Raw genomic sequence first — 20,315 nt, 5'->3', positions numbered from 1 at the left:
GGGGCTTCTTGACCTTCCCATCATGGAAACCTCTATCCGCACACCCCGTGAGTTCCGGAACAGCCAAGCCGCTGACGCCGGAGTTCACGCGGATGGAGACGGCCTCCCTCCGGGATCATTCGATGGAGATGGGTATGTTGGAGCTAAAAGTTGAAGGTTTGACCTGCGGGCACTGCGTCAAGGCCGTGACCGAGGCGGTTCATGCGATCGCCCCGCAGGCGGATGTTGCGGTCGATCTGACACAAGGTTCGGTCAAAATCGACGCCAAAAACGCGGCAATCCCGGCCGAAGCCTTGATCAAGGCGATCGAGGACGAAGGCTACAAGGTCCAGTAACGGCCCGAGCCGTCACACCTGATTTGGCGGACTGGCCCGCAGACCCGGCAATGGGGCACCACCGAAGGAATATGAGTTCATGAACAATCTGTCCCGACGTCGATTCATGGGGACTGCCGTTGCAGCCGGAACGTTGCCTGCTTTTTCGCACGCCGCATCGGCTGCCGTACCATCCAAGCGTCTCGTGGCTGATACACGCATTCTCGACGTTAACGGCCGGCCCGCCAAAGTGTTCCGGCTGTCCGGCCCGGACGGAAAGCCGGGCCTTTCCCTCGCGCCAAACGAGCGGTTCCAGGTGGAGCTCGTCAACCGGCTCAATACGCGCACGATCATCCATTGGCATGGCCAGTTGCCGCCTTGGACGCAGGATGGATTTCCTTGGACCCAGTCTCCCGCAATCGCATCGGGCGGGACCGGCGCCTACGACTACCAGCCGATCCCAGGCACCTACTGGATGCACTCGCATGAGGGGTTTCAGGAACAAGGCCTGATGACGGCCCCGCTGATCGTTCATGACGCAGCGGAGCTTGCGGAAGATCGGCAGGAAATCGTCCTGATGCTGCACGATTTCAGCTTTCGGTCTGGTGACGAGTTGCTGGCAGGCTTAACCGGAAAGAGCGTGGCGGAGGTTGGCCGTATGGCGCACCAGACCGAGAACGTTCCTGCCCCGGCGATGACCATGGCAGAACCGGTGAGTGACGACCAGGCAATGTCACAAATGCCAATGGGGTCCATGGGTATGATGTCGGCGGCGATGCCGGGCATGAACATGGGTTCCGGCACGACGATGGATCTCAACGACATCGATTACGACGCGTTTCTGGCCAACGACCGGACGCTCGACGACCCTGAAATTGTCCGTGTGGCACGGTCCGGTCGGCTCCGCCTGCGCATCATCAACGGGGCATCATCCAGCCAGTTCTGGATCAATCTCGGCGCTCTCGAAGGCCGCGCTGTGGCCGTCGATGGCCACGGCGTGATGCCGGTACGCGGCAGCCGGTTTCCGATATCGATGGCCCAGCGCCTTGACATTCTGATCGACGTGCCGGCCGAAGGCGGGGCATTTCCGATCCTCGCTGAGCTTGAGGGAACCCGGAACCGTACGGGCATCGTTTTGGCCACAAACGGGGCGCCCATCGCGCGCATCGCGCCAGTGTCAGAGACAATCGCAAGCCCCGTTGATAACAATCTCGAAATGAAGCTGACCGCACGCGACCCTCTCGCGCCACGCCTGCCGGATCTGAGTCACAAGATTGTGCTTTCCGGTAACATGACGCCGTATGCCTGGGCTCTCAATGGAGAGTACTGGCCCAAAATCACCCCGCTCATGCTGACCGAGGGGCAGCGCGTTGAGATCGAGATGGTCAATCACACGATGATGGCCCACCCCATGCATTTGCACGGTCATGCTTTCCAGGTGCTTGCGATCAATGGCCGGCCGATCAACGGGGCGGTGCGAGATACGGTCCTGGTCCCCTCCATGGGCAGCGTCCGCATCGCCTTCGATGCGAACAATCCAGGCCGATGGGCGTTTCACTGCCATAATCTCTATCACATGATGAGCGGCATGATGACGGAAGTCCGATATCAAGGCGTTGCCGTCGACTGAAGGAAGTGCAGGGAAGACTACTTTTTGTGAACAAAAAGTAGCAAAAAAACTTTGCTAATTCTGGGTCATGGGCTGTGTCGCTGACAACGCCCATGACCCAGCATCGCAAAATTTTTGCGCCGCTTTTTTTAAAAAGCGGCTGCTTTCCTCTACCTGGAACTCCGGAAGGCACCCGGTCGAATGCCGTAGCGGCGCAGAAAGGCGCGGCTGAAAGCGGCCTGCGATTGATACCCGGCCTCCTCGGCAACATCGTCAAGCGTGCGAAGACCTCGGCGCAATTCCCGCCGCGCCAGACCAAGACGGAAGTCCGACAAAAATGCCATTGGCCCAACGCCGGCAACCTCTCGGAACGCACGGACGAGACTGGCGCGTGAAACCGCGACCTGCCGGGACAGGAGATCGAGGCTCCAAGGATGAGAAGGGGCTCGGATCAAGGCGAGCATGGCTTTGACCGTCACTCTATCGCTCAGGAGACGCAGCACCTTGGCGGACTCAGGTTCTTCAGGTGATTCCAGGTGGGTTCGCAACATCATCACAAACAAAGCGCTGGCGATGTCTTCCGCAATCGCGAGCGCCCCGAGTCTGGGTTGCGCCAACTCGGCTTTGATCAGCTCGATGATCGAACGGAATCTGGCTGCGGTTTCCGCGTTTTCCGGGCGTAGCATGATTTCATCGGGAAGCGATGCAATCATAAGATTCTGCGGCGCCTCCGTGAAATGTAAGCGGCCGCATATCAATTCTACCGTCGGCTCTACACCGCTGGTCTCTTGGACACGAATGCCATCGCGGCGCGTTCTGACGGATTTCTGGTTGACCCTGCCCCCACCTCCCCGGCTTTGCACGACATGCGTCTCACCATGAGGCAGCAGCAGAACGTCACCCGTTTTAAGTTCAAGCTGGGGTCTGCCGGAGCGCTCAAGGGCAATCTCTCCCTTCATGACGATGTGAAAATGGGCATACGAGCGCGGTTCCGTTCCATGCGCAGAGGACCATTCTCCCCCAAAACGGCAAATCGACTCGATCTCTGGCTTGACCCGGAGCAGAGGCGCCAACGCGCTCAATGCATCCTCTTCCGTGGACATAAAATTCTTCCCTCTCTGATCCTCACGGGCAAAACATTGCGCTGCCCGGCCATCAACGACGGGTCTCCATCGTATTAGGTCTCCAGCAGACAAACAAATCTTTCTCATTTATACAAATGGAGTTTGCGATGCACATGAAAGATTGGAACACTTATCGGCAGCAAGTTATCGCTGGGGTCGGGCAGGTTGGAAAGCTTAGCCCAGACACGGTTAAGGGGTACGCGGCTCTGGGCGCCGCGGGTCAGAAGACCGGGCATCTTGACGCGAAGACGCGGGAGTTGATCGCTCTGGCCGTCGCCGTAAGTTTGCGCTGTGACGGGTGCATTGCCGTGCATGCGGAAGCAGCCCGGAAACTCGGCGTGACGCAGGAAGAGATCGCCGAAGCACTCGGCGTTGCCATCAGCATCAATGCAGGGGCGGCGCTGGTTTATTCGACGCGCACCATGGACGCTTTCGCGGCGGCTAACGAAGCCACGGTTTAATGGATTGGGTAGCGGAGCACCCCTCCGCTACCTGTCCGCTACGTCCGCCAGAATGTCATCACCAGGCCACCGGCTAAGATAAAACTACCGCCGACAAAAATGGGTAGACCTGGTTTTGTGCCAAACACCACCAGGTTGATAATCTGAGCCACAACAAAAAAGAGAGTTACATAGACCCCCAATAGTCGTCCGAAATCCCAGGGCGGTGCGTTAACGGAAAGGCCGTAGATAAACAGCACAATGGCTCCGGCGATAAACAACGCCAGACGGCCACTCCCATGATGGTTATGCAGTCCTAGTCTGACCAATGCATCGCCACCCGCCTCAAGGCAGGCGGCTAAAACCAGCAGTCCGAAGGCGGGTAGCGTGCCCATGTCCATCCCAGCAGGAAAATGGAGGAGGAATTAGCAGTCTTTCCTCAAAGGCTCCATAGTACCACGATGCAGTAGAGCAGCCGCTTTTTAAAAAAAGCGGCGCAAAAACTTTTGTTATGCTGGGCCTGGGGCGTTGTCCGCGACAACGCCCCAGGCCCAGCATAACAAAGTTTTTTTGCTACTTTTTGTTCACAAAAAGTAGCCTTCCTGCCCGCTTGCCTACGCCGGTGGAAATAGCCTTCCGTTGATCAGGGCCGTGGCCGTGCGGATCAAGAGCATCGTCATAATAACGGTGATGATGCCGAGGGAAATCGCGGCGGCCGTAAGGGTGGCGGTGGTACGCAGTTTTTCGGCAAGCTCTATGACAGCGAGGACCACGGCGGCAGGCGGCATCCCGCAGGCCCAGAAAGGCAACCCAAAAGGTGCGCGCCACCAGTGCGGCAAGGTGGTGAGGACAAGGCAGACCACAAACATGGTGGCACCGAGCAGCCCATAGGCGACCCCATCGATGCCGGCGAGTTGCACATAGGCAATGAAGATCAACGCCAGCGGCGCCACGGAAATTACAACAAGGGGCCGTATCGGTGCCGGTGCCGCTGTTACGGTTGAGATGCCAGCCAGGACTCTGGGCAGCAATGTCGCAATCACCAGCGCTCCCGCGCCAAGGCTCATGGAAGCGGCGGCCCGGTCGCCGTCTGCGCCGTAAAGGATCGACGTGAACGGCAAGGCGATCGGCGCAACGAGCCAGCTCGGCGCCAAAACCCGGTCATGTTGCGCGGCCTGGAAGCGCATCAGCACCCAAAGCGTCGCCAAGACGGCAAGTACCGTGCTCGCCACCAGCAGAGCAAAAGCCAGCTTCGGGAAGGTCGGGCCGGCCGCCTCGGTAATGAGGAGGAGAACAATAATTTTCTGCGCCACCAGCGGGCCTCTGATCCCGTGCGCCAGTTCTTCGCATACCACTGACGGCGCCACCGCCAGCCGAACCAGTTGCACGGCCGTCGCGCATGCCCACAAAACAGCGCCGGCGAAGAGGATGACGTTGCCGATGAGCTGCGAGAGGTGAAACAACGCACCGCTATAGCGCCAGCAAAGGCCCAAACCGAGCACGCCCATCACGATGCCGAAAATCGGTATCGGGATCCGCGCCAGACCGATTAGGCGCCGTCCGCGAACGTCGGCGGATGCCGGCGCAGAACTCATGATAAATTCCCGTTCAAGTTTAAGTGATGACCACTCGGTCATTAGTGTGACACACCGAGCCCCGGATTGTAAATCATAATTGCCGTTTGGTCAGTAGTATGTCTGCCTGGAACAGGATGATGTCAAAGTTGCCGTCGTGATCGTTCCGTCAACCGGCTTTCAGGAAATCCACGAACGCCCGTAACGGTGTCGGCATGTGGCGCCGGCTCGGATAGTAGAGATACGGCCCCGAGAACTCCGGGCACCACGCGCTGAGCACCGGCACCAGGGCACCGCTGGCAAGATGGGGTTTCAGGAATTCCTCGAACGTTGTGATGACGCCAAGGTCCGCCAAAGCGGCGGCCACCTCCAATTCGATGACCGAGCCAATCAGGGGGCCGTCCGGCACGATATGGACCACCTCGCCATCGCGTTCGAACTCCCAGGGGGCAGCGATGACTCCGCTCGCAAAACGATGCCGGATGCAGGCATGGTGAAGCAGGTCGCGTGGATGTTGCGGCGTGCCGTTCCGGGTCAGATAGGCGGGCGATGCGGCCGCTACGTAGCGTTGCCTGCGCGGCCCGATCGGGATCGCGATCATGTCCCGCTCCAGCCGTTCCTCGTAGCGGATTCCGGCATCGTACCCGGCGGCAAGGACGTCGACAAAGCTGTCATTCGCGGTCACCTCCAGCACGATGCCGGGGTGTGCTGTGAGAAAACGTGTGACGATCGGCGGCAGGATTTCCCTGGCGACGATCGTCGCCACATCAAGCCGCAATGTGCCGCGTGGCGAGTCACGGAAGCTGTTCACCGCGTCCAGGGCGGCGGCGACTTCGGCAAAGGCGGGGGTCAAGCGCGCCAACAAGGTCTGGCCCGCCTCGGTCGGTGTCACGCTGCGGGTGGTGCGGTTGAGCAGACGTACGCCGAGCCTGGCTTCCAGGCGTCGCACCGCCTCGCTGAGAGAGGAGGCGGAAACGTTGCGCAACCTGGCGGCGTGACGAAAATTGCGTGTCAGCGCCACGGCGGTGAAGGCGTCGAGATCGGCAAGGTCCGGTTGGGTCATTGTCCGGATTTTCGCACAGCCTGTTTAGAATAAACAGAATTATCATACAGTCTAAACCGCGCCATAAAGCCCGCACGTCACAATGTGAATGGAGGATCAGACATGGAAAACCGTCTTCTCGGCGCGGCCGGACCGCGCGTTTCCGCTTTCGGCCTGGGCTGCATGGGCATGTCCGGCATGTATGGGCTGAGCGACCGGGCGGAGAGCATCGCCACCATCCATCAGGCGCTTGAGGCCGGGATCACCCTGCTCGACACGGGCGATTTCTACGGCATGGGCCATAATGAGATGCTGATCGGCGAGGCGCTCAAAAACGCGCCGCGCGACAAATTCCAGGTCAGCGTGAAATTCGGGGCCCAGCGGGACCCGGCGGGCGGCTGGATCGGCTTCGATGGCCGACCGGCGGCGGTCAAGACCGCTTTGGCCTACTCACTGCAACGCCTCGGCCTGGACCATGTCGACATCTACCGCCCCGCGCGGCTCGACAGCCAAGTGCCCATCGAGGACACGATCGGGGCGATCTCCGACCTCGTGAAGGCCGGCTATGTGCGGCATATCGGCCTGTCGGAGGTTGGCACCGAGACCATCCGCAGGGCGGCCGCCGTGCATCCGATCGTCGATCTGCAGATCGAATATTCGCTGATCTCGCGCGGCATTGAGGACACCATTCTGCCGACCTTGCGTGAGCTGGGCATCGGCGTCACCGCCTATGGCGTGCTCTTGCGCGGGCTCATCGGCGGCCATTGGCAAAAGGACAGCGCCGGCGCCGGCGACTGGCGCGTCCACAGCCCGCGCTTCCAGGGCGAGAATGCGGACCATAATCTGGCTTTGGTCGAGGCCCTGCGTGGTGTCGCGGCGGCGCGTGGCGCCACCGTGGCGCAAATCGCCATTGCCTGGGTGGCGGCCCAAGGCGCGGACATCATTCCGCTCATCGGGGCACGCCGCCTCGACCGGCTGGAGGAAGCCCTGGGGGCGACGAGCGTCACCCTGAGCCCCCAGGACTTCGTGGCCATTGAGCAGGCCGTGCCGAAGAACGCGGCGCGCGGTGCGCGCTACGCCCCGGCGCAAATGGCCAGCCTGGACAGCGAGCGCGGCTGAATTCCAGGAGGGCCGATCCTGTCTCCGTTCAGCGCCTGACCAATGCCGCGAGGGAAGCGGGGTAGCGGTCGCCGGTAATGGCGATCGCCGCCAGCGCGGCCTTGATCGTGGCAAGATCATCTTCCGTCAGCGTGAGGTCAGAAGCGGCAAGGTTCTCCTGCAGCCGATGCAGCTTGGTCGTGCCGGGAATGGGCACGATCCACGGCTTTTGCGCCAGCAGCCAGGCTAGCGCGATCTGCGCCGGCAAAGCGCCCTTGGCGGCGGCGATCTCGGTCAGCCGGTCAACCAGCGCCTGGTTGGCCGCGCGGGCCTCGGACATGAAGCGCGGCACGATGCTGCGGAAGTCGTTGTCACCAAAGCTCGTTTGCGCCGTGATGGCACCGGTCAGGAAGCCCTTGCCCAGCGGGCTATAGGGCACGAAGCCGATCCCCAGCTCCTCGACCAAAGGCAAAATCTCCGCCTCGGGCTCGCGCCACCATAGCGAGTACTCGCTCTGCAACGCCGCCACGGGCTGCACCACATGGGCGCGGCGGATGCTCTCCGGCCCGGCCTCGGACAGTCCGAAATGCTTCACCTTGCCCTCGGCGATCAGCGCCTTCACCGTTCCGGCCACGTCCTCCATGGGCACCGCGGGGTCGACGCGGTGCTGGTAGAGCAGGTCGATGCGGTCAGTGCGCAGGCGCTTCAGCGACGCCTCCACCACGGCGCGGATGTTTTCGGGGCGGCTGTCCAGCCCCTGCGCCACCACGCCGGCGCGAAAACCGAATTTGCTGGCGACCACCACCTCGTCACGGAACGGCGCCAGCGCCTCGCCCAGGAGCTCCTCGTTGGCGCCCGGGCCGTAGGCTTCGGCCGTGTCGAAGAATGTGACGCCCCGCTCACGGGCGGCGCGGATCAGCGCGACGGCCGCTTTGTGCTCGGTGGCCGGGCCGTAGCCAAAGCTCAGCCCCATGCAGCCCAGACCCAGGGCCGAAACCGTCAGGCCGCTTTTGCCTAATTGACGCTTGTGCATGTCTTAACTCCCGTACTCTTCGTCAGTCACATGTTCGGCCCAGGTCACGGCGGAACCCTCCAGCCGCTCCTGAATGGCGATATGGCTCATAGCCGTCTGCGGCCCGGCCCCGTGCCAATGGCGCTCGCCCGGCGCGATCCACACCACGTCGCCTGGCCGGATGTCCTGCACCGCGCCGCCTTCCAGCTGCACGCGCCCGCAGCCCGCGGTGACGACCAGCGTCTGCCCCAGCGGATGCGTGTGCCAGGCGGTACGCGCCCTGGGTTCGAAGGTGACCAGAGCCATCGCGATGCGGGCAGGGTCAGGCGCGGTATGCAGCGGGTCCACCCGCACCATGCCGGTGAAATACTCAGCCGGGCCTTTGCCGGACACTTGCGAGCCGGCGCGTTTGATCTCCATGGAAAACCTCCTTTGCGGAAGCTCTATCTAGACCAGCACCGGCCGGACGATTAGACGGGATAATCCGCATAACTTTATAAGCAGAGCTTCTTAATGCCTCGTGATACGCTTTCGGACCTTACCGCCTTCCTGGAAGTTGCCCGCGCCCGCAGCTTCACCCGCGCCGCGGCCGGGCTTGGCGTGTCGCAATCGGCGCTCAGCCAGACCATCGCGGTGCTCGAGGAGCGCCTCGGCGTGCGGCTGCTCACGCGCACCACGCGCAGCGTGGCCCCCACCGCGGCCGGCGAACGCCTGCTGGCGCGGCTTGGCCCGCATTTTGACGGGATCAGCGCCGAACTGGCCGCCCTTGGCGAGCTGCGGGACAAGCCGGCGGGAACCGTCCGCGTCACCACGTCGGAGCACGCCGCCGCAACCCGGCTATGGCCGGTGCTGGAGCGCTTCCTGCCTCAACACCCCGATATCAAGGTGGAGCTGAACATCGAGTCCGGCCTGACCGACATCGTCGCCGAGCGGTTCGACGCCGGGGTGCGCCTGGGCGAGCAGGTGGAGAAGGACATGGTGGCAGTGCGCATCGGGCCGGACCTGCGCATGGCCGCCGTGGCCTCACCCGCCTATCTGGCAGGCCATCCGGCGCCCCAAACGCCGCATGATCTCGCCCGGCACGAATGTATCAATCTGCGCCTGCCCACGCTCGGCGGGTTCTACCCCTGGGAGTTCGAGAAAGACGGCCGGGCGTTGAATGTCCGCGTCGATGGGCGGCTGGCCTTTAACAACGCGCGGCTCATTTTGCAGGCCGCCGAGGCAGGATTCGGCATCGGCTTTCTGCCCGAGGACCATGTGCAGCAGGCCATGGCGGCCGGACGCCTCATGCGCCTGCTGGCCGATTGGTGCCCGCTTTTTCCGGGCTTCCACCTCTATTACCCTAGCCGCCGCCAGCCTACGCCCGCCTTCGCGCTGCTGGTGGAGGCGCTGCGCCACCGGGGATGAAGAAAAAAGCGGCGCAAAAACTTTTGGTACGCTGGGCTATGGGCGTTGTCGGCCCCAACGCCTATGGCCCAGATTAGCAAAGTTTTTTTGCTACTTTTTGTTCACAAAAAGTAGCCTTTCACTTTGTTTCGCTCGATCAGCGCGCGTCGTGAAAGATGATGCCCATTGTGTGACGCCGGCCGGAGCGCAACCTGCTGACGCCATGACGCATGGCGACGCGATACGTGCCCCGCCCACCCTGAACGGGGCGCTGGTTCACCGCGAAGATCACCCCTTCGCCTTGGCGTAGCGGCACCACCTCGACGCGCGACTGCATACGCGGCCGTTGCTCGGTCAGCACGAACTCGCCGCCCGTGAAGTCCTCGCCCGGGCGGTCGAGCAGGAACGCGACCTGGAGCGGGAAATACAGGTCACCATAAAGGTCCTGGTGCAAGCAGTTATAATCGCCTGGCCCATATCTCAGCAGGAGGGGCGTCGGGCGGCTCTGCCCTTCAGCGTGGCATTGGTCGAGAAACGCGCCGTGGGTCGCAGGGTAGGCCGTTTGCAGCCCGCATGCCTCCGACCAACGGTTCGCAACCAATGCCAGCTGAGGGTAGAGCGACGAGCGAAGCGTCTGGATCGGCCCGGGCAAGGGATAAGCATAATACTGATATTCCCCGCGTCCGAACCCGTGCCGGGCCATGACGACCCGGCTCCGAAACGCCCCTTCCCGGTCGTACTGAGCGGAGAGTTCGGCACAGAGATCGGGCGAGAGCAGAGATCCCGTCGTCGCATATCCGGTCGCATCGAGATCCGCGCCGATGCGGGTCCAGTCCAGGCCGGCGACCGCAGCCGCCAAGTCATCTTGAGGTGCTTCTGGACGGGCCAGCATCATGCCTGCTCCCGTTTGAGGAGTTCGCGCTTGCGCTCGACGCCCCAGCGATAACCGGCCAGCTCGCCGTTGGCGGCAACAACGCGATGGCAAGGAACGGCAACGGCCAGGGCATTTGCCCCGCAGGCGCCCGCGACCGCACGCACCGCCGCAGGGTTGCCGATCTGGGTTGCCACGTCGCGATACGAGCGTGTTTCACCGGGCGGTATGCTGCGCAGAACCTCCCAAACCCGGCGCTGGAAAGCCGTGCCGCGAATGTCGAGCGGCAAACCGAGCGCCTGATTCTGTTCCGGATGATCGACCATCGCGACCACGCGGGCGACCCACTCAGAAAATCCCTGCTCTGCACGGCTCAGGGCCGCATTCGCAAAGCGCGCCGCCAGGTCGCGCGACAACCCGTCCTCGTCGCTGCCCAGCAGGATGGCGCAAACGCCCCGCTCAGTCGCGGCGACCAGGACGACCCCAAGGCTGGATCGGCCGAACGCGAACCGGATCGCCTCTCCTTTCCCGCCCGCACGGTACCGCGAAGGCACCATGCCGAGCATGTCATCACTCGCTTCATAGAAGCGACCGGACGAATTGAAGCCGGCTTCATAGATCGCCTGCGTGACCGGCGCTCCGGCGACAAGCCGGGTCTGCACGCGGGACTGGCGGTGTGCCCCGGCATAGGCTTTTGGGGTCACGCCCGTGATCCGTTTGAAGAGGCGATGAAAGTGATGCGGGCTCAGCCCAACCTGGGCCGCCAGCCCGCCGAGCGAGGACTCCTCCTCCGCCTGCTCGATGAGCCGGCACGCCGCGGCGGCGATATCAGCCTCTCGCTGGGCACGGGGCGGCAACTCGGGACGACAGCGCTTGCAGGGGCGATAGCCGGCCCGCTCCGCATCAGACCTTGTCTCGTAAAAGCTGATATTCTGCCGGAGCGCGGGGCGCGCCGCACAAGACGGATTGCAATAGACCCCGGTCGTGGAGACCGAATAATAGAACTGCCCATCCGCCGCGGGATCGCGGCGCCGGACGGCCTGGAGCCGCGCCTCGTCGTTTCCGTAGGACACACGCTCCGTGGTTTGGAGTTCGTCGACAACAGGCATGAGAACCTCCTCGCAAGCTGATGCGCCACAATGATGTTTCCGGAGGTCCGCCGCACTCCGGCTCTTGCTCGGGTATTCAGGCTTCGTTCGTTGCTCCGGAGTAAGCAAGGGAAGGCTTCTTTTTGTGAACAAAAAGAAGCAAAAAAACTTTATTAATTCGTGCCATGGGCTTCGTCGGCGCCAACGCCTATGGCCCAGCACAACAAAAGTTTTTGCGCCGCTTTTTTTAAAAAGCGGCTACTTTCTTATTAAGAATGCCAAAGCCGCTTCGCAGGACTGTTCCGCCTTAAACGAGAGCAACGCGTCGGCACGGGTCCGGCCGAGATTGACGGCGGCAATGGACTTGCCGGCGCGCGCGGCGGCTTGGACGAAGCGGAAGCCGGAATACACCATCAGGGAAGACCCCACGATCAACATGGCGTCGGCTTGCGCGAGATGCCGCGTCGCAGCGTCAACCCGTTCCCGCTGCACGTTCTCGCCGAAGAAAACGACGTCCGGCTTGAGCAGTCCGCCGCAGTGCCGACAGGGCGGGATGAAGAAGGACGCGAACGCGGGACTTTCGAGATCGGCATCGCCGTCCGGCGCGTCAGCCGCCTCCAGATCGGCCCATGCCGGGTTGAGCCGCTCGAGTTCGCCCTGAAACGCGCCACGTGGCATGCGCCGCTCGCACCCCATGCAGCGGACCTGATCAAGCCGGCCGTGCAAATCGATCACCCGGGTGCTGCCTGCCGCCTGATGAAGCCGGTCAACATTCTGAGTCAGCAGCAGCTCGCTCCTGTCCATCCCCTCCAGACAGGCCAGCGCGCGATGGGCGCCGTTCGGTCGCGCATGACCAAAGCGCTGCCACCCGACCATGCTGCGTGCCCAATAACGTTGGCGGGCTGCGTGACTGTTCATGAAGGCCTGATAGGTCATCGGCTGCGCACGCTTCCAGTTGCCGTCGGCATCACGATAATCGGGAATGCCCGAATTCGTGCTGCAGCCGGCGCCGGTCAGGACGAAGAGACGTCGATGCCGATCGACGAAGTCATGGAGACCGATAAACTGCGTCATGGGAGCACCTTAGCGCCGCCGGATGTCCGCTTCCAGGATCGGCCTCGACGCTTTACGCAGTGCTACTTGTCAGCTCCGTTCCAAACGCCGCGCTAAAAAGGTCCCGCGCCACCTTCACCGGCCCCAGGAGCGTCCCATGCTCGATGACCACTGCCGCCGCAAACCTTGGCGCCTCAACGGGAGCGTAGCCGACGAACAGCGCGTTGGGCCGGTATTTCCATGGCAGCCGGGCGTCGTCATAATTTGCCGCTTCCATCGCGGCGTCTTCGTTGATCACCTGCGCCGTGCCGGTCTTGCCGGCCATGCGGATGCCGCCCGGCAGGTCGAGCCGAGCGCCCCATGAGGTGCCCAGCGGTGTATTGACCACCTCATCCAATCCTTGCCGTATGGTGGCGAGATGGGAGGCGGGCAGGCCCAATGAAGCCGGTGCCGGACGGCTGACCGGGGCGTTGCCGATGGCGCGCAGCAGATGCGGCGTGATGGCCCGTCCGCTGCCCATGCGGGCGATCATTGTCGCGAGGTTCAGCGGGGTGAGCAGCGTATAGCCTTGGCCAATGCCCTGCAAAGCGCTGTCGCCCCGGGTCCAGGCGATGTTGTTCTGGCGCGCCCAGTCGAGGGTTGGCAGGAACCCGGAGGCGAGGTCCGGGAAATCCAGATTTGGGCTGCCGGTCAACCCTAGCTCCCCGCCCATCGCCGCCATTCGGTCGATGCCGGTCTGCATCGCGACCTGATAGTAGAACACATCGCAACTTTGCTGCAGCGCCGAGGCGGCGTCCATCGAGCCGTGGCCGGAGCGCAGCCAGCAATAGAATATGCGATTGCCGATTTTCAGATGGCCGGGGCAGAAAAAACGCGTCTGCGCCGTGATGGCGCCACAACGCAGCGCTGCCAGCGCGACCGTTGGTTTGAAGGCGGAGCCGGGCGCATAAAGGCCCTGGGTTGAGCGGTTGATGAGCGGGTGCGCCTGGTTGCTCATCCAGCTTTGCCACACGTCATGGGGCACGCCATTGTCGAACCAGACCGGGTCGAACGAGGGGGCGCTGGCCATCGCCAGCACGTCGCCGGTGGTGCTGTCGAGCAGCACCGCCGATCCGGGCTGCCCATTCAGCGCGGCGACAGCGGCGCGTTGCAGATTGATATCGATAGTCAGCGCGACGGTCCTGCCCTGCCGCCCGGCATCGCGGTCGAGCACCCGGACGACCGAGCCTTTGGCATTGACCTCTGTTTCGATCAGACCAGGTTCGCCGAGCAGCGCATGATTATAGGCCTGTTCGATGCCCGAGCCGCCGACCCGCGCGCCGGGCAAAGCGAGTACCGGGCTGCGTGCGACCTGCATTTCATCGGGGCGCACCACATAGCCGACGGTATGCGCGGCATCCGCGCCGAGCGGATAGACCCGGTCAAAGCCGCGTTCGATGACCACGCCGGGCAGGTCGATGGCGTGAACCTCCAGCCGGGCCATCGCCGGCCAGTCCAGGTCGTGTTTGAGCACGATCGGTTCATAATCAGGTGGCCCGGCGAGGATTGAAGCGATCCGCGCGCGATCCGCGTCCGACAGCCCGACCAGATGGTCGAAGCGCGCGATGATCGCCCGCGGGTCAGCTTTGCCTTCCATCAGGAACAAGGCGCGCCAGCGCTGCTGGTTGTTCGCCAGCAACGCACCGGTGCGGTCGGTGATCAAGCCGCGTTCCGGGGCCATCAGGCGCTGAGCGATGGCATTGTCGCGCGCTATGATGCTGTAGCGTGCGTGCTCGGTCACTTGCAGATGATAAAGCCGCGCCGCGATGCCGCCGAATACCAGCGTCTGCACGCCGCCGAACAGCAAGGCGCGGCGGGTAAACAAGCGGCGTGTCGTCTGCGCAGATGGACCAGCTCTCATGGCGCCCTCATGCGACGAGGCGGCGCAAAATCCAAGACACGCTCGAGCGAGCATGACGAGGTTTACATGGATGACTATTTAATCTGTCATACCCGAAATCGTCGAAGTGGGAATGCCGATCAATTGATTTCGGTCGAGACTGGGTTGCCATAATCCCGTTTGTGTAGAAGATTTTCTCTATGGTTAGAGAACCGCGCAAGATCAGCTCTCGATTTCCCTACCGCCTGAGCATATCAGCGGCATAGGGATCGATCTACGCGACACGACACTGAACCCGAGCCGCCTGCCAGAGGCGGCTCTTGTTTTCTGACCAGACCTTTCGAATTGGCTTCCGCCCTGGTGTTGCGGCTCCTCTAAAAGGAGCCTTTTATGGTTGACGACAACGATCTCTCTTGTGGCCCCGCTTCAGGACGTCAAACAGCCCCAAAGACCGTTCATGGTTTGACGTGGGATTACTCAAAAATCGCCTCTCAATACGATGCCACGCGAGACCTCCCCGAGGAAAAGCTGATGGCGTGCTATGATCGGTTGATCGAGCAAAGCCTCTTCCCGAAGAGTGGGAAGATTTTGGATGCAGGTTGCGGAACCGGACAAGCGTCGTTGCCGCTCGCTGCAAGAGGGTATGATATTCACGGCATCGACATCTCTCAAGACATAACGGCGCGGGCTCAGTCCAAGGTGCTTCCCACATGGCGGGCAGGCTATAGCGTGGGCGACGTTCGCAGCCTTGCCGCGGATGACAGCAGCTTCGACGCTGTCGTCGTGTCTAAACTTTTCCAACATGTTGAGGATTGGCGGGAAGCCTGCCGCGAGCTTATCCGTGTGGTGCGACCCGGATGCTACATCGTCCAGATCAACGAACGGGGCGCGTTTGGCAACTCTGTCCGTCGCTATTTCTCCCGAAAGGCGGATGAGCTTGGCTTCAGGGGTCGATATGCCGGTCTGAACCCGCACTCTGGCGAGGAATTGGCAGCATTCATGAGGTCTCAAGGTGTCAGCCGATGCAAGTCGATATGTCCGACCTTCGATGGCCCATAAGCATCAGCTACGGGGAGGCGATCAGCCGCATCCAAGACGGTTTGTTCGCCGAGTTCTGGCGGCTACCTCGTGAGGTCTATCATCGGCTCATTGACGATACGCTGGCGTGGATTGAGGCCCAGCCCGAGGGCCGGAACACAATCGAGCATTTGCAGCCCTATCTCGTCGTCGAGCTGTTCCGAATCCCGGATATCTTCTAACGCTTGTCAGGGTCACGGTTTACTCGTGAGGGAACCGTGACCCTCTATTCCAGAATTCCCCGACACCCATTTTTGCAAAAATTAAGAATTTTACACCAACCGGAATCGACCCATTTCAATTGCCAGGAGCCACAGGGTCTCGCCATTGGCGGAGGTCTCCGACGCGCCGGCAGATCCGAGGAACTCATTCAGCGCCTGACAAATGACATTCCCCTCGGCCGTCTCGGCAAGCCGGACGACATTGCTTGTGTCGTGTCCTTTCTGGCAAACGCCGAGAGCGGTTGGATCAATGGGCAGGTCATCAAAGCGAACGGCGGCCGAAATTAGCCGCCGGCCGGCTCGACTGAACGGGCAACACGGGCGCAGAGCAGACCAAGCGTTGCAAAATTCAAAAACTTATGCAATGGTCTCGATTGGCCACGATGGACGGCTTGTGGCTTCAGCCTGTTGTCCTATCTCACGAAAGCTTTCTTTTCGTTGTTGTCTTGACCGGCTTCCTAACGGATTGTGTGGTCTCGCATTGCAGCTGCAGGTCCTCAGCCAGGCGAGACAAAGCCCGTTTGAACAACCCGGCATCTGCAGTAGCGCGCATCAGCACCAGCGCGCCCTGGATGCTGAGCACCGCGTTTTCCGCCAGAAGTGCGGCGGTTTTCTTGTCTTTGCCGATGCGCACGAGCGCGCGGGCCAAGGCGTCGATCCAGCGGATAAAGTAGCGGTTGATGGCTTGTGGAAAGCGGTCCCTTGTCTCGTCGAGAGCGAAAACGCCGACCAGGCAGATACGCTGGCCTGAGCAAAAATACACATCTACCGCCTGCCACATGCCGACGATGGCCGCGATTGGCTCATCTTCTTCCAGCGGCTTGAAAATATGTTCGATGAACCAACCGTGGACATGGTCGAGCACAACGGCCGCCATCTCCTCCTTCCCACCAGGGAAAAAGTGATACAGGCTGCCTTTGCTCAGGCCGGTGCGTTCGGTGATGCGACTCAGCGTCGCCCCCTCATAGCCGAGTTCCCGAAACACTTCGGCCAGCAGGGGAATCACATCGGCTTTTTCAAAAATCGTCCTTGTCACAGCGCGGCCTGGCGGGGGCTGTGACTCAGAGGCCGAGTTCCGAGAGACCCGGATGGTCGTCCGGACGACGGCCGAGCGGCCAGAGGAACTTGCGCTCGCTCTCCTTGATTGGCAGGTCGTTGATGCAGGCGAAGCGGCGCTGCATCAGCCCCTCCGCGTTGAACTCCCAGTTTTCATTGCCATAGGAGCGGAACCAGTTGCCACTATCATCATGCCATTCATAGGCGTAGCGCACGGCGATGCGGTTCTCCCCGAATGCCCAAAGTTCTTTGATCAGCCTGTAGTCCAGTTCCTTGGCCCATTTGCGGGTGAGGAAGGCGACGATTTCCGGCCGACCGTTCACAAATTCTGCGCGGTTCCGCCAGGCGCTATCCAGCGTGTAAGCCAGAGACACTTTTTCCGGATTGCGGCTGTTCCAGCCATCCTCCGCCAGGCGGACTTTCGTGGTCGCGATTTCGCGGGTGAAGGGCGGAATGAGCGCAGCCATGAAAGCGTCCCCTAATTTGTACCTAATGGTTTTATCTATACCGATCGGTCTAGATCGAGTCAAACGGATTCGGCAGGACACGGCTTCACGGATTTGGTAATCGGTCTAGCTTAGAAAAATCATACGCAGCGTTATGTGAAAAAAATTAATACTTTCATAACAACATGATTGTCATTTTCCTGTTCTAAACGACCTTCTAGGCAAGGCATTAGCAATGCTATAATGAAATAGTTTACTGTTGGGAGCATTGGAGGCACAAATGAAGGGCAAGATTCGCATCGAGCGGCAGCCGGGGATTACCGACAGATCGACCGGAAAAGCTGTCTATATTCCAGCCGGGCGGCGTTTCGCGCTGCTTTTGAAAACAAGGTCGTCGCCAGCGTAAAAACGTCCGCACCTGCTACGATCGAAGGAAACTTAAATAGCGTTGTCGTTGCAGCGAGTGCAGCTGACAACTTTGCGGGCATCATGGTTGGATCAACTGACCATGTCTATTTGCAAAGCTACTCTAGTGCTGATCCTTCGCCCGGCAAACCAGATGAATCTGGCAACTGGAAGCAGGCGAACTTGCAAGCGTTCGCCATCTCACCTTTTACAGATGAGCGTAACATAAGGTACGGATGCTTCTTGCGCCGGCTTGGCGACGCTGTGTGCTGCACAATCCAAGAATTTTGCACCGATCAAGTGACATAAAACGTTCAGCTGCCGAGACTCTCACACCATGGGAAACGGCCTTTTCCGGGGAAGCTCAACAAACGATCGTTTGAGAGTCAGCATGACAGGAGGGACGACAAGGAATGCCTATGACCCGGATCAACGCTCCGGGCGGAAGGCCGGCCGTCCTGGCCGGCCTTCCTTATGAGGTCAGGCTTAGGCGTGGGGTGGTACGATCCATCCCCATTTGGCGAAGATGGCAGCACCTTGCGGGGAGTTCAGGAAGGCGACGAATGACGTCGCCTGCGGATTTTTCTCGCCGATGCGGGTCAAAGCGATGCCGGTATCACGGAATATCGCATGATCGGGATCGATCGGCACCAGATCCGCGAGCGTGGGGTTCGCCTTCTGCCAGATGGTCCAGATCAGCCACGCATCGAGCGATTTGTTCTTTATCCAGGCTGTACGCGCTTGCGCACTGTTCGTCACGACAACAGCAATATTGGAACGGAAGGCACGCACATCGGCGATGTTGCCCTGCCGGCCCGCGACGTCTTCCCATAACCCCTGTTGACCCGCGCCGTTGACCACGAGAATCCGGTGCCCCGGCTTGAGCAGATCCGCAAAGCCCGTGATGTGTTCCGGATTGCCCGGGCGCACAAGGATCGCGGCCGCCCGCAGGTATAAAGGCTGGACGGTCGCCGGATCGATCTGCGGCATGGCGGCAATGAAATCGGACATCATCGTTTCCGAACCGCTGAAGATCAGATCGGCGTTGGCTTTCGCGTGATTGATCCATTGCGGCGTTGGGCCGCCGGTCACGATCACGTCCACGCCGTGCTGCTTTCCGAATACTGACGCCGCCTCCTTCATGGCCGGGAGCGGACCACCGGGGCCATAGACGTACAAAACCGGCGCCGCGAGGGCGGGCTGAGACAACGCAACGCCAACCACCAAGAGAGCGGCGACGGCGCAACGCTTCATCCAATGAATTCCCCGCTCGTATGCGCGCGAACCTATGATTTTTGCTCCGGCTCGACCGGCCCCCGATACGATCGGGCCGCGCGCGCGTATTCTTCTATGCATTGATATACCTCGATTGACGCAAAGTTTTGAGCGGCCGCGCGACAGGTTTATCCGATGATTATTTTTTGCCCTCAAACATCGATGAAGATCGGGCGTCAATGAAATCACGCCGAGGGGCGCGGTCAATAAAGCGCGATCATTGCGTCTCGGTGTTGTCGGGTGCCATCTTCATAGGACGGCGACCCGCGGGGCAGGATCTCCTTGCCCACCACCAGCCTTGCTATGCGGCCGCATCCTCACGCGATCGTCAAGAGTGGTGAAAAGCTGGACTGGTCTGCGGCAGGCAAACTTGCCTGGAGGGAGTCAAAGTAGCAGCATGGTCCCAATTTCAATGGGATAGCGTGCCTCCCAGCGCATCCAAAGGCGGCTATGTCATGCAAGTATCAATCGCCGCCGATGGCGCGGCACCCCCCTGTTCTGCCCCCTTCCCTCGCCACGATATTCCTCTTGGCACTCCGTTATTTCAGCCCGCACAGCCTGGGAGCCCATAAATGCCTAGCCTAATCCCCCTCGATGGCCTGCCCCCCGGGCGCCGCGGCTGGGCCGCCACGGCCCAGCTGCTCGGCGTGGCCATGTCCACTTTGGACCTCGCCATCGCCAACACCGCTTTGCCCACCATCGCCGCGAACCTCCATACCAACCCCGAAGCCTCGATCTGGATCATCAACGCCTACCAGTTGGCCCTCATCGCCACCGCGCTTCCCCTCGCGACCCTCGGCGATATCGTCGGCCACAAGCGCGTCTTCCTCTGTGGCCTGATTGTGTTTACCGCAGCCTCGCTGGCCTGCGCCTCTTCCGACTCCCTCGCCACCCTGACCATTGCTCGTGTGTTCCAGGGGCTCGGCGGCAGCGCCATGATGAGCGTCAATTCCGCCCTCATCCGCTTCATCTATCCAAGGAGCGAATTGGGCCGCGGCATGGGCACGAACGTGCTGGTCGTCGCCACCTCTTTCGCCGTTGGCCCCACGGCCGCCTCGCTAATTTTGTCCGTTGGCACTTGGCCGCTGCTGTTCGCCATCAATGTTCCCCTGGGCATTTTCGCCTTCGTGCTAGGCATCCGCATACTGCCGGCCACACCGCGTGGCAAATACCGTTTCGATTTCATTCTGGCCGCGCTCAATGCCGGTGCCTTCGGTTTTTTAGTCCTGGGCTTGAGCGGGGCCGCGCATGGCGATGCATGGAAACTCGTCCTCCCCGAAATCATTCTCGGTTTCATCTTGGGCGCTCTGCTGTTGCGCCGGCAGGCGCGGCACGCTGCCCCGAT

The 20,315-nt window shown here is 61.3% G+C and carries 23 protein-coding genes; 10 read left to right on the top strand and 13 right to left on the bottom strand.

The genetic code is table 11. From position 1 onward, the window contains the following. The first annotated feature begins 47 nt into the window (after nt 1–47). Nucleotides 48–335 carry a heavy-metal-associated domain-containing protein gene (locus VGG47_RS14980; protein WP_331539991.1) on the top strand — a complete coding sequence of 96 codons (288 nt, stop codon included), beginning with the start codon at nt 48–50 and terminating at the stop codon, nt 333–335. 79 nt (nt 336–414) lie between these two features. Then, nucleotides 415–1,944 (top strand): multicopper oxidase family protein, encoded by a 1,530-nt coding sequence (locus VGG47_RS14975; RefSeq protein WP_331539989.1) that lies wholly within the window; start codon nt 415–417, stop codon nt 1,942–1,944. Between the two features lie 149 nt (nt 1,945–2,093). On the opposite strand, the gene VGG47_RS14970 is transcribed toward VGG47_RS14975, so the two are convergent. Beyond that, complete coding sequence (locus VGG47_RS14970) at nt 2,094–3,026, bottom strand: AraC family transcriptional regulator (protein ID WP_331539987.1); 933 nt, start codon at nt 3,024–3,026, stop codon at nt 2,094–2,096. A gap of 134 nt (nt 3,027–3,160) precedes the next feature. Between VGG47_RS14970 and VGG47_RS14965 the strand changes: the two genes are divergently transcribed. Continuing rightward, entirely contained in the window at nt 3,161–3,508 is a 348-nt protein-coding gene (locus tag VGG47_RS14965) for a carboxymuconolactone decarboxylase family protein (protein WP_331540096.1), read from the top strand. 38 nt (nt 3,509–3,546) lie between these two features. Here the strand turns inward: VGG47_RS14965 and VGG47_RS14960 are convergent, their stop codons facing one another. From VGG47_RS14960 to VGG47_RS14950, 3 genes are all read right to left on the bottom strand, one after another. Further along, entirely contained in the window at nt 3,547–3,882 is a 336-nt protein-coding gene (locus tag VGG47_RS14960) for a hypothetical protein (protein ID WP_331539985.1), read from the bottom strand. A gap of 219 nt (nt 3,883–4,101) precedes the next feature. Continuing rightward, a complete protein-coding gene (locus VGG47_RS14955; RefSeq protein ID WP_331539983.1) occupies nt 4,102–5,082 on the bottom strand; it encodes a hypothetical protein in 981 nt (326 codons plus the stop codon). Between the two features lie 148 nt (nt 5,083–5,230). Further along, the gene (locus VGG47_RS14950; RefSeq protein WP_331539981.1) at nt 5,231–6,124 is read right to left on the bottom strand and encodes a LysR family transcriptional regulator; all 894 of its coding nucleotides are present in this window, start codon (nt 6,122–6,124) and stop codon (nt 5,231–5,233) included. A gap of 102 nt (nt 6,125–6,226) precedes the next feature. On the opposite strand from VGG47_RS14950, the gene VGG47_RS14945 reads away from it, so the two are divergent. Next, entirely contained in the window at nt 6,227–7,222 is a 996-nt protein-coding gene (locus tag VGG47_RS14945) for an aldo/keto reductase (RefSeq protein ID WP_331539979.1), read from the top strand. Nucleotides 7,223–7,250: 28 nt separating this feature from the next. On the opposite strand, the gene VGG47_RS14940 is transcribed toward VGG47_RS14945, so the two are convergent. Together VGG47_RS14940 and VGG47_RS14935 are read right to left on the bottom strand one after the other, a co-directional pair. Continuing rightward, nucleotides 7,251–8,234, bottom strand: coding sequence for an aldo/keto reductase (locus tag VGG47_RS14940; RefSeq protein WP_331539977.1), 984 nt, complete (start codon nt 8,232–8,234; stop codon nt 7,251–7,253). A gap of 3 nt (nt 8,235–8,237) precedes the next feature. Beyond that, entirely contained in the window at nt 8,238–8,633 is a 396-nt protein-coding gene (locus VGG47_RS14935; protein ID WP_331539975.1) for a (R)-mandelonitrile lyase, read from the bottom strand. A gap of 93 nt (nt 8,634–8,726) precedes the next feature. Between VGG47_RS14935 and VGG47_RS14930 the strand changes: the two genes are divergently transcribed. After that, nucleotides 8,727–9,620, top strand: coding sequence for a LysR family transcriptional regulator (locus tag VGG47_RS14930; RefSeq protein WP_331539973.1), 894 nt, complete (start codon nt 8,727–8,729; stop codon nt 9,618–9,620). Between the two features lie 136 nt (nt 9,621–9,756). On the opposite strand, the gene VGG47_RS14925 is transcribed toward VGG47_RS14930, so the two are convergent. The 4 genes from VGG47_RS14925 to mrdA all read right to left on the bottom strand — a co-directional run bounded on the left by VGG47_RS14925 (nt 9,757) and on the right by mrdA (nt 14,511). Continuing rightward, nucleotides 9,757–10,494, bottom strand: a complete 738-nt coding sequence (locus VGG47_RS14925) for a 2OG-Fe(II) oxygenase (protein ID WP_331539971.1) — start codon at nt 10,492–10,494, stop codon at nt 9,757–9,759. Next, a complete protein-coding gene (ada, locus tag VGG47_RS14920) occupies nt 10,491–11,579 on the bottom strand; it encodes a bifunctional DNA-binding transcriptional regulator/O6-methylguanine-DNA methyltransferase Ada (protein WP_331539969.1) in 1,089 nt (362 codons plus the stop codon). The genes VGG47_RS14925 and ada overlap by 4 nt, the downstream gene beginning before the upstream one ends. 237 nt (nt 11,580–11,816) lie before the next feature. Next, a complete protein-coding gene (locus tag VGG47_RS14915; RefSeq protein WP_331539967.1) occupies nt 11,817–12,632 on the bottom strand; it encodes an NAD-dependent protein deacetylase in 816 nt (271 codons plus the stop codon). A gap of 52 nt (nt 12,633–12,684) precedes the next feature. Beyond that, nucleotides 12,685–14,511 (bottom strand): penicillin-binding protein 2, encoded by a 1,827-nt coding sequence (mrdA, locus tag VGG47_RS14910; protein ID WP_331539965.1) that lies wholly within the window; start codon nt 14,509–14,511, stop codon nt 12,685–12,687. Nucleotides 14,512–14,880: 369 nt separating this feature from the next. Here mrdA and VGG47_RS14905 point away from each other — a divergent pair, with 369 nt between their 5' ends. The 3 genes from VGG47_RS14905 to VGG47_RS14895 are packed head-to-tail and all read left to right on the top strand — an operon-like array spanning nt 14,881 to nt 16,076. Continuing rightward, complete coding sequence (locus VGG47_RS14905) at nt 14,881–15,549, top strand: class I SAM-dependent methyltransferase (RefSeq protein ID WP_331539963.1); 669 nt, start codon at nt 14,881–14,883, stop codon at nt 15,547–15,549. Next, nucleotides 15,525–15,749, top strand: a complete 225-nt coding sequence (locus VGG47_RS14900) for a hypothetical protein (RefSeq protein ID WP_331539961.1) — start codon at nt 15,525–15,527, stop codon at nt 15,747–15,749. The genes VGG47_RS14905 and VGG47_RS14900 overlap by 25 nt, the downstream gene beginning before the upstream one ends. Nucleotides 15,750–15,785: 36 nt before the next feature. Further along, on the top strand, nt 15,786–16,076 hold the full coding sequence (locus tag VGG47_RS14895; protein WP_331539959.1) for an SDR family oxidoreductase: 291 nt from the start codon (nt 15,786–15,788) through the stop codon (nt 16,074–16,076). Nucleotides 16,077–16,206: 130 nt separating this feature from the next. Here VGG47_RS14895 and VGG47_RS14890 read toward each other — a convergent pair whose 3' ends face one another. Further along, nucleotides 16,207–16,824 carry a TetR/AcrR family transcriptional regulator gene (locus VGG47_RS14890; RefSeq protein WP_331539957.1) on the bottom strand — a complete coding sequence of 206 codons (618 nt, stop codon included), beginning with the start codon at nt 16,822–16,824 and terminating at the stop codon, nt 16,207–16,209. Between the two features lie 25 nt (nt 16,825–16,849). Continuing rightward, the gene (locus VGG47_RS14885; RefSeq protein ID WP_331539955.1) at nt 16,850–17,311 is read right to left on the bottom strand and encodes a nuclear transport factor 2 family protein; all 462 of its coding nucleotides are present in this window, start codon (nt 17,309–17,311) and stop codon (nt 16,850–16,852) included. Nucleotides 17,312–17,570: 259 nt separating this feature from the next. Between VGG47_RS14885 and VGG47_RS14880 the strand changes: the two genes are divergently transcribed. Beyond that, nucleotides 17,571–17,696 carry a hypothetical protein gene (locus tag VGG47_RS14880; RefSeq protein WP_331539953.1) on the top strand — a complete coding sequence of 42 codons (126 nt, stop codon included), beginning with the start codon at nt 17,571–17,573 and terminating at the stop codon, nt 17,694–17,696. Between the two features lie 485 nt (nt 17,697–18,181). On the opposite strand, the gene VGG47_RS14875 is transcribed toward VGG47_RS14880, so the two are convergent. After that, nucleotides 18,182–18,949 carry a substrate-binding domain-containing protein gene (locus tag VGG47_RS14875; RefSeq protein WP_331539951.1) on the bottom strand — a complete coding sequence of 256 codons (768 nt, stop codon included), beginning with the start codon at nt 18,947–18,949 and terminating at the stop codon, nt 18,182–18,184. 593 nt (nt 18,950–19,542) lie between these two features. On the opposite strand from VGG47_RS14875, the gene VGG47_RS14870 reads away from it, so the two are divergent. Continuing rightward, a partial coding sequence (locus VGG47_RS14870) for an MFS transporter (protein WP_331539949.1) occupies nt 19,543–20,315 on the top strand: 773 nt, incomplete at its 3' end.

Origin of the sequence: Acidocella sp., assembly GCF_036489515.1 — a bacterium.
Lineage (GTDB): Bacteria > Pseudomonadota > Alphaproteobacteria > Acetobacterales > Acetobacteraceae > Acidocella.
Note: the sequence above shows the minus strand (reverse complement) of the source record. Positions and strands in the feature narration are given on the sequence as shown.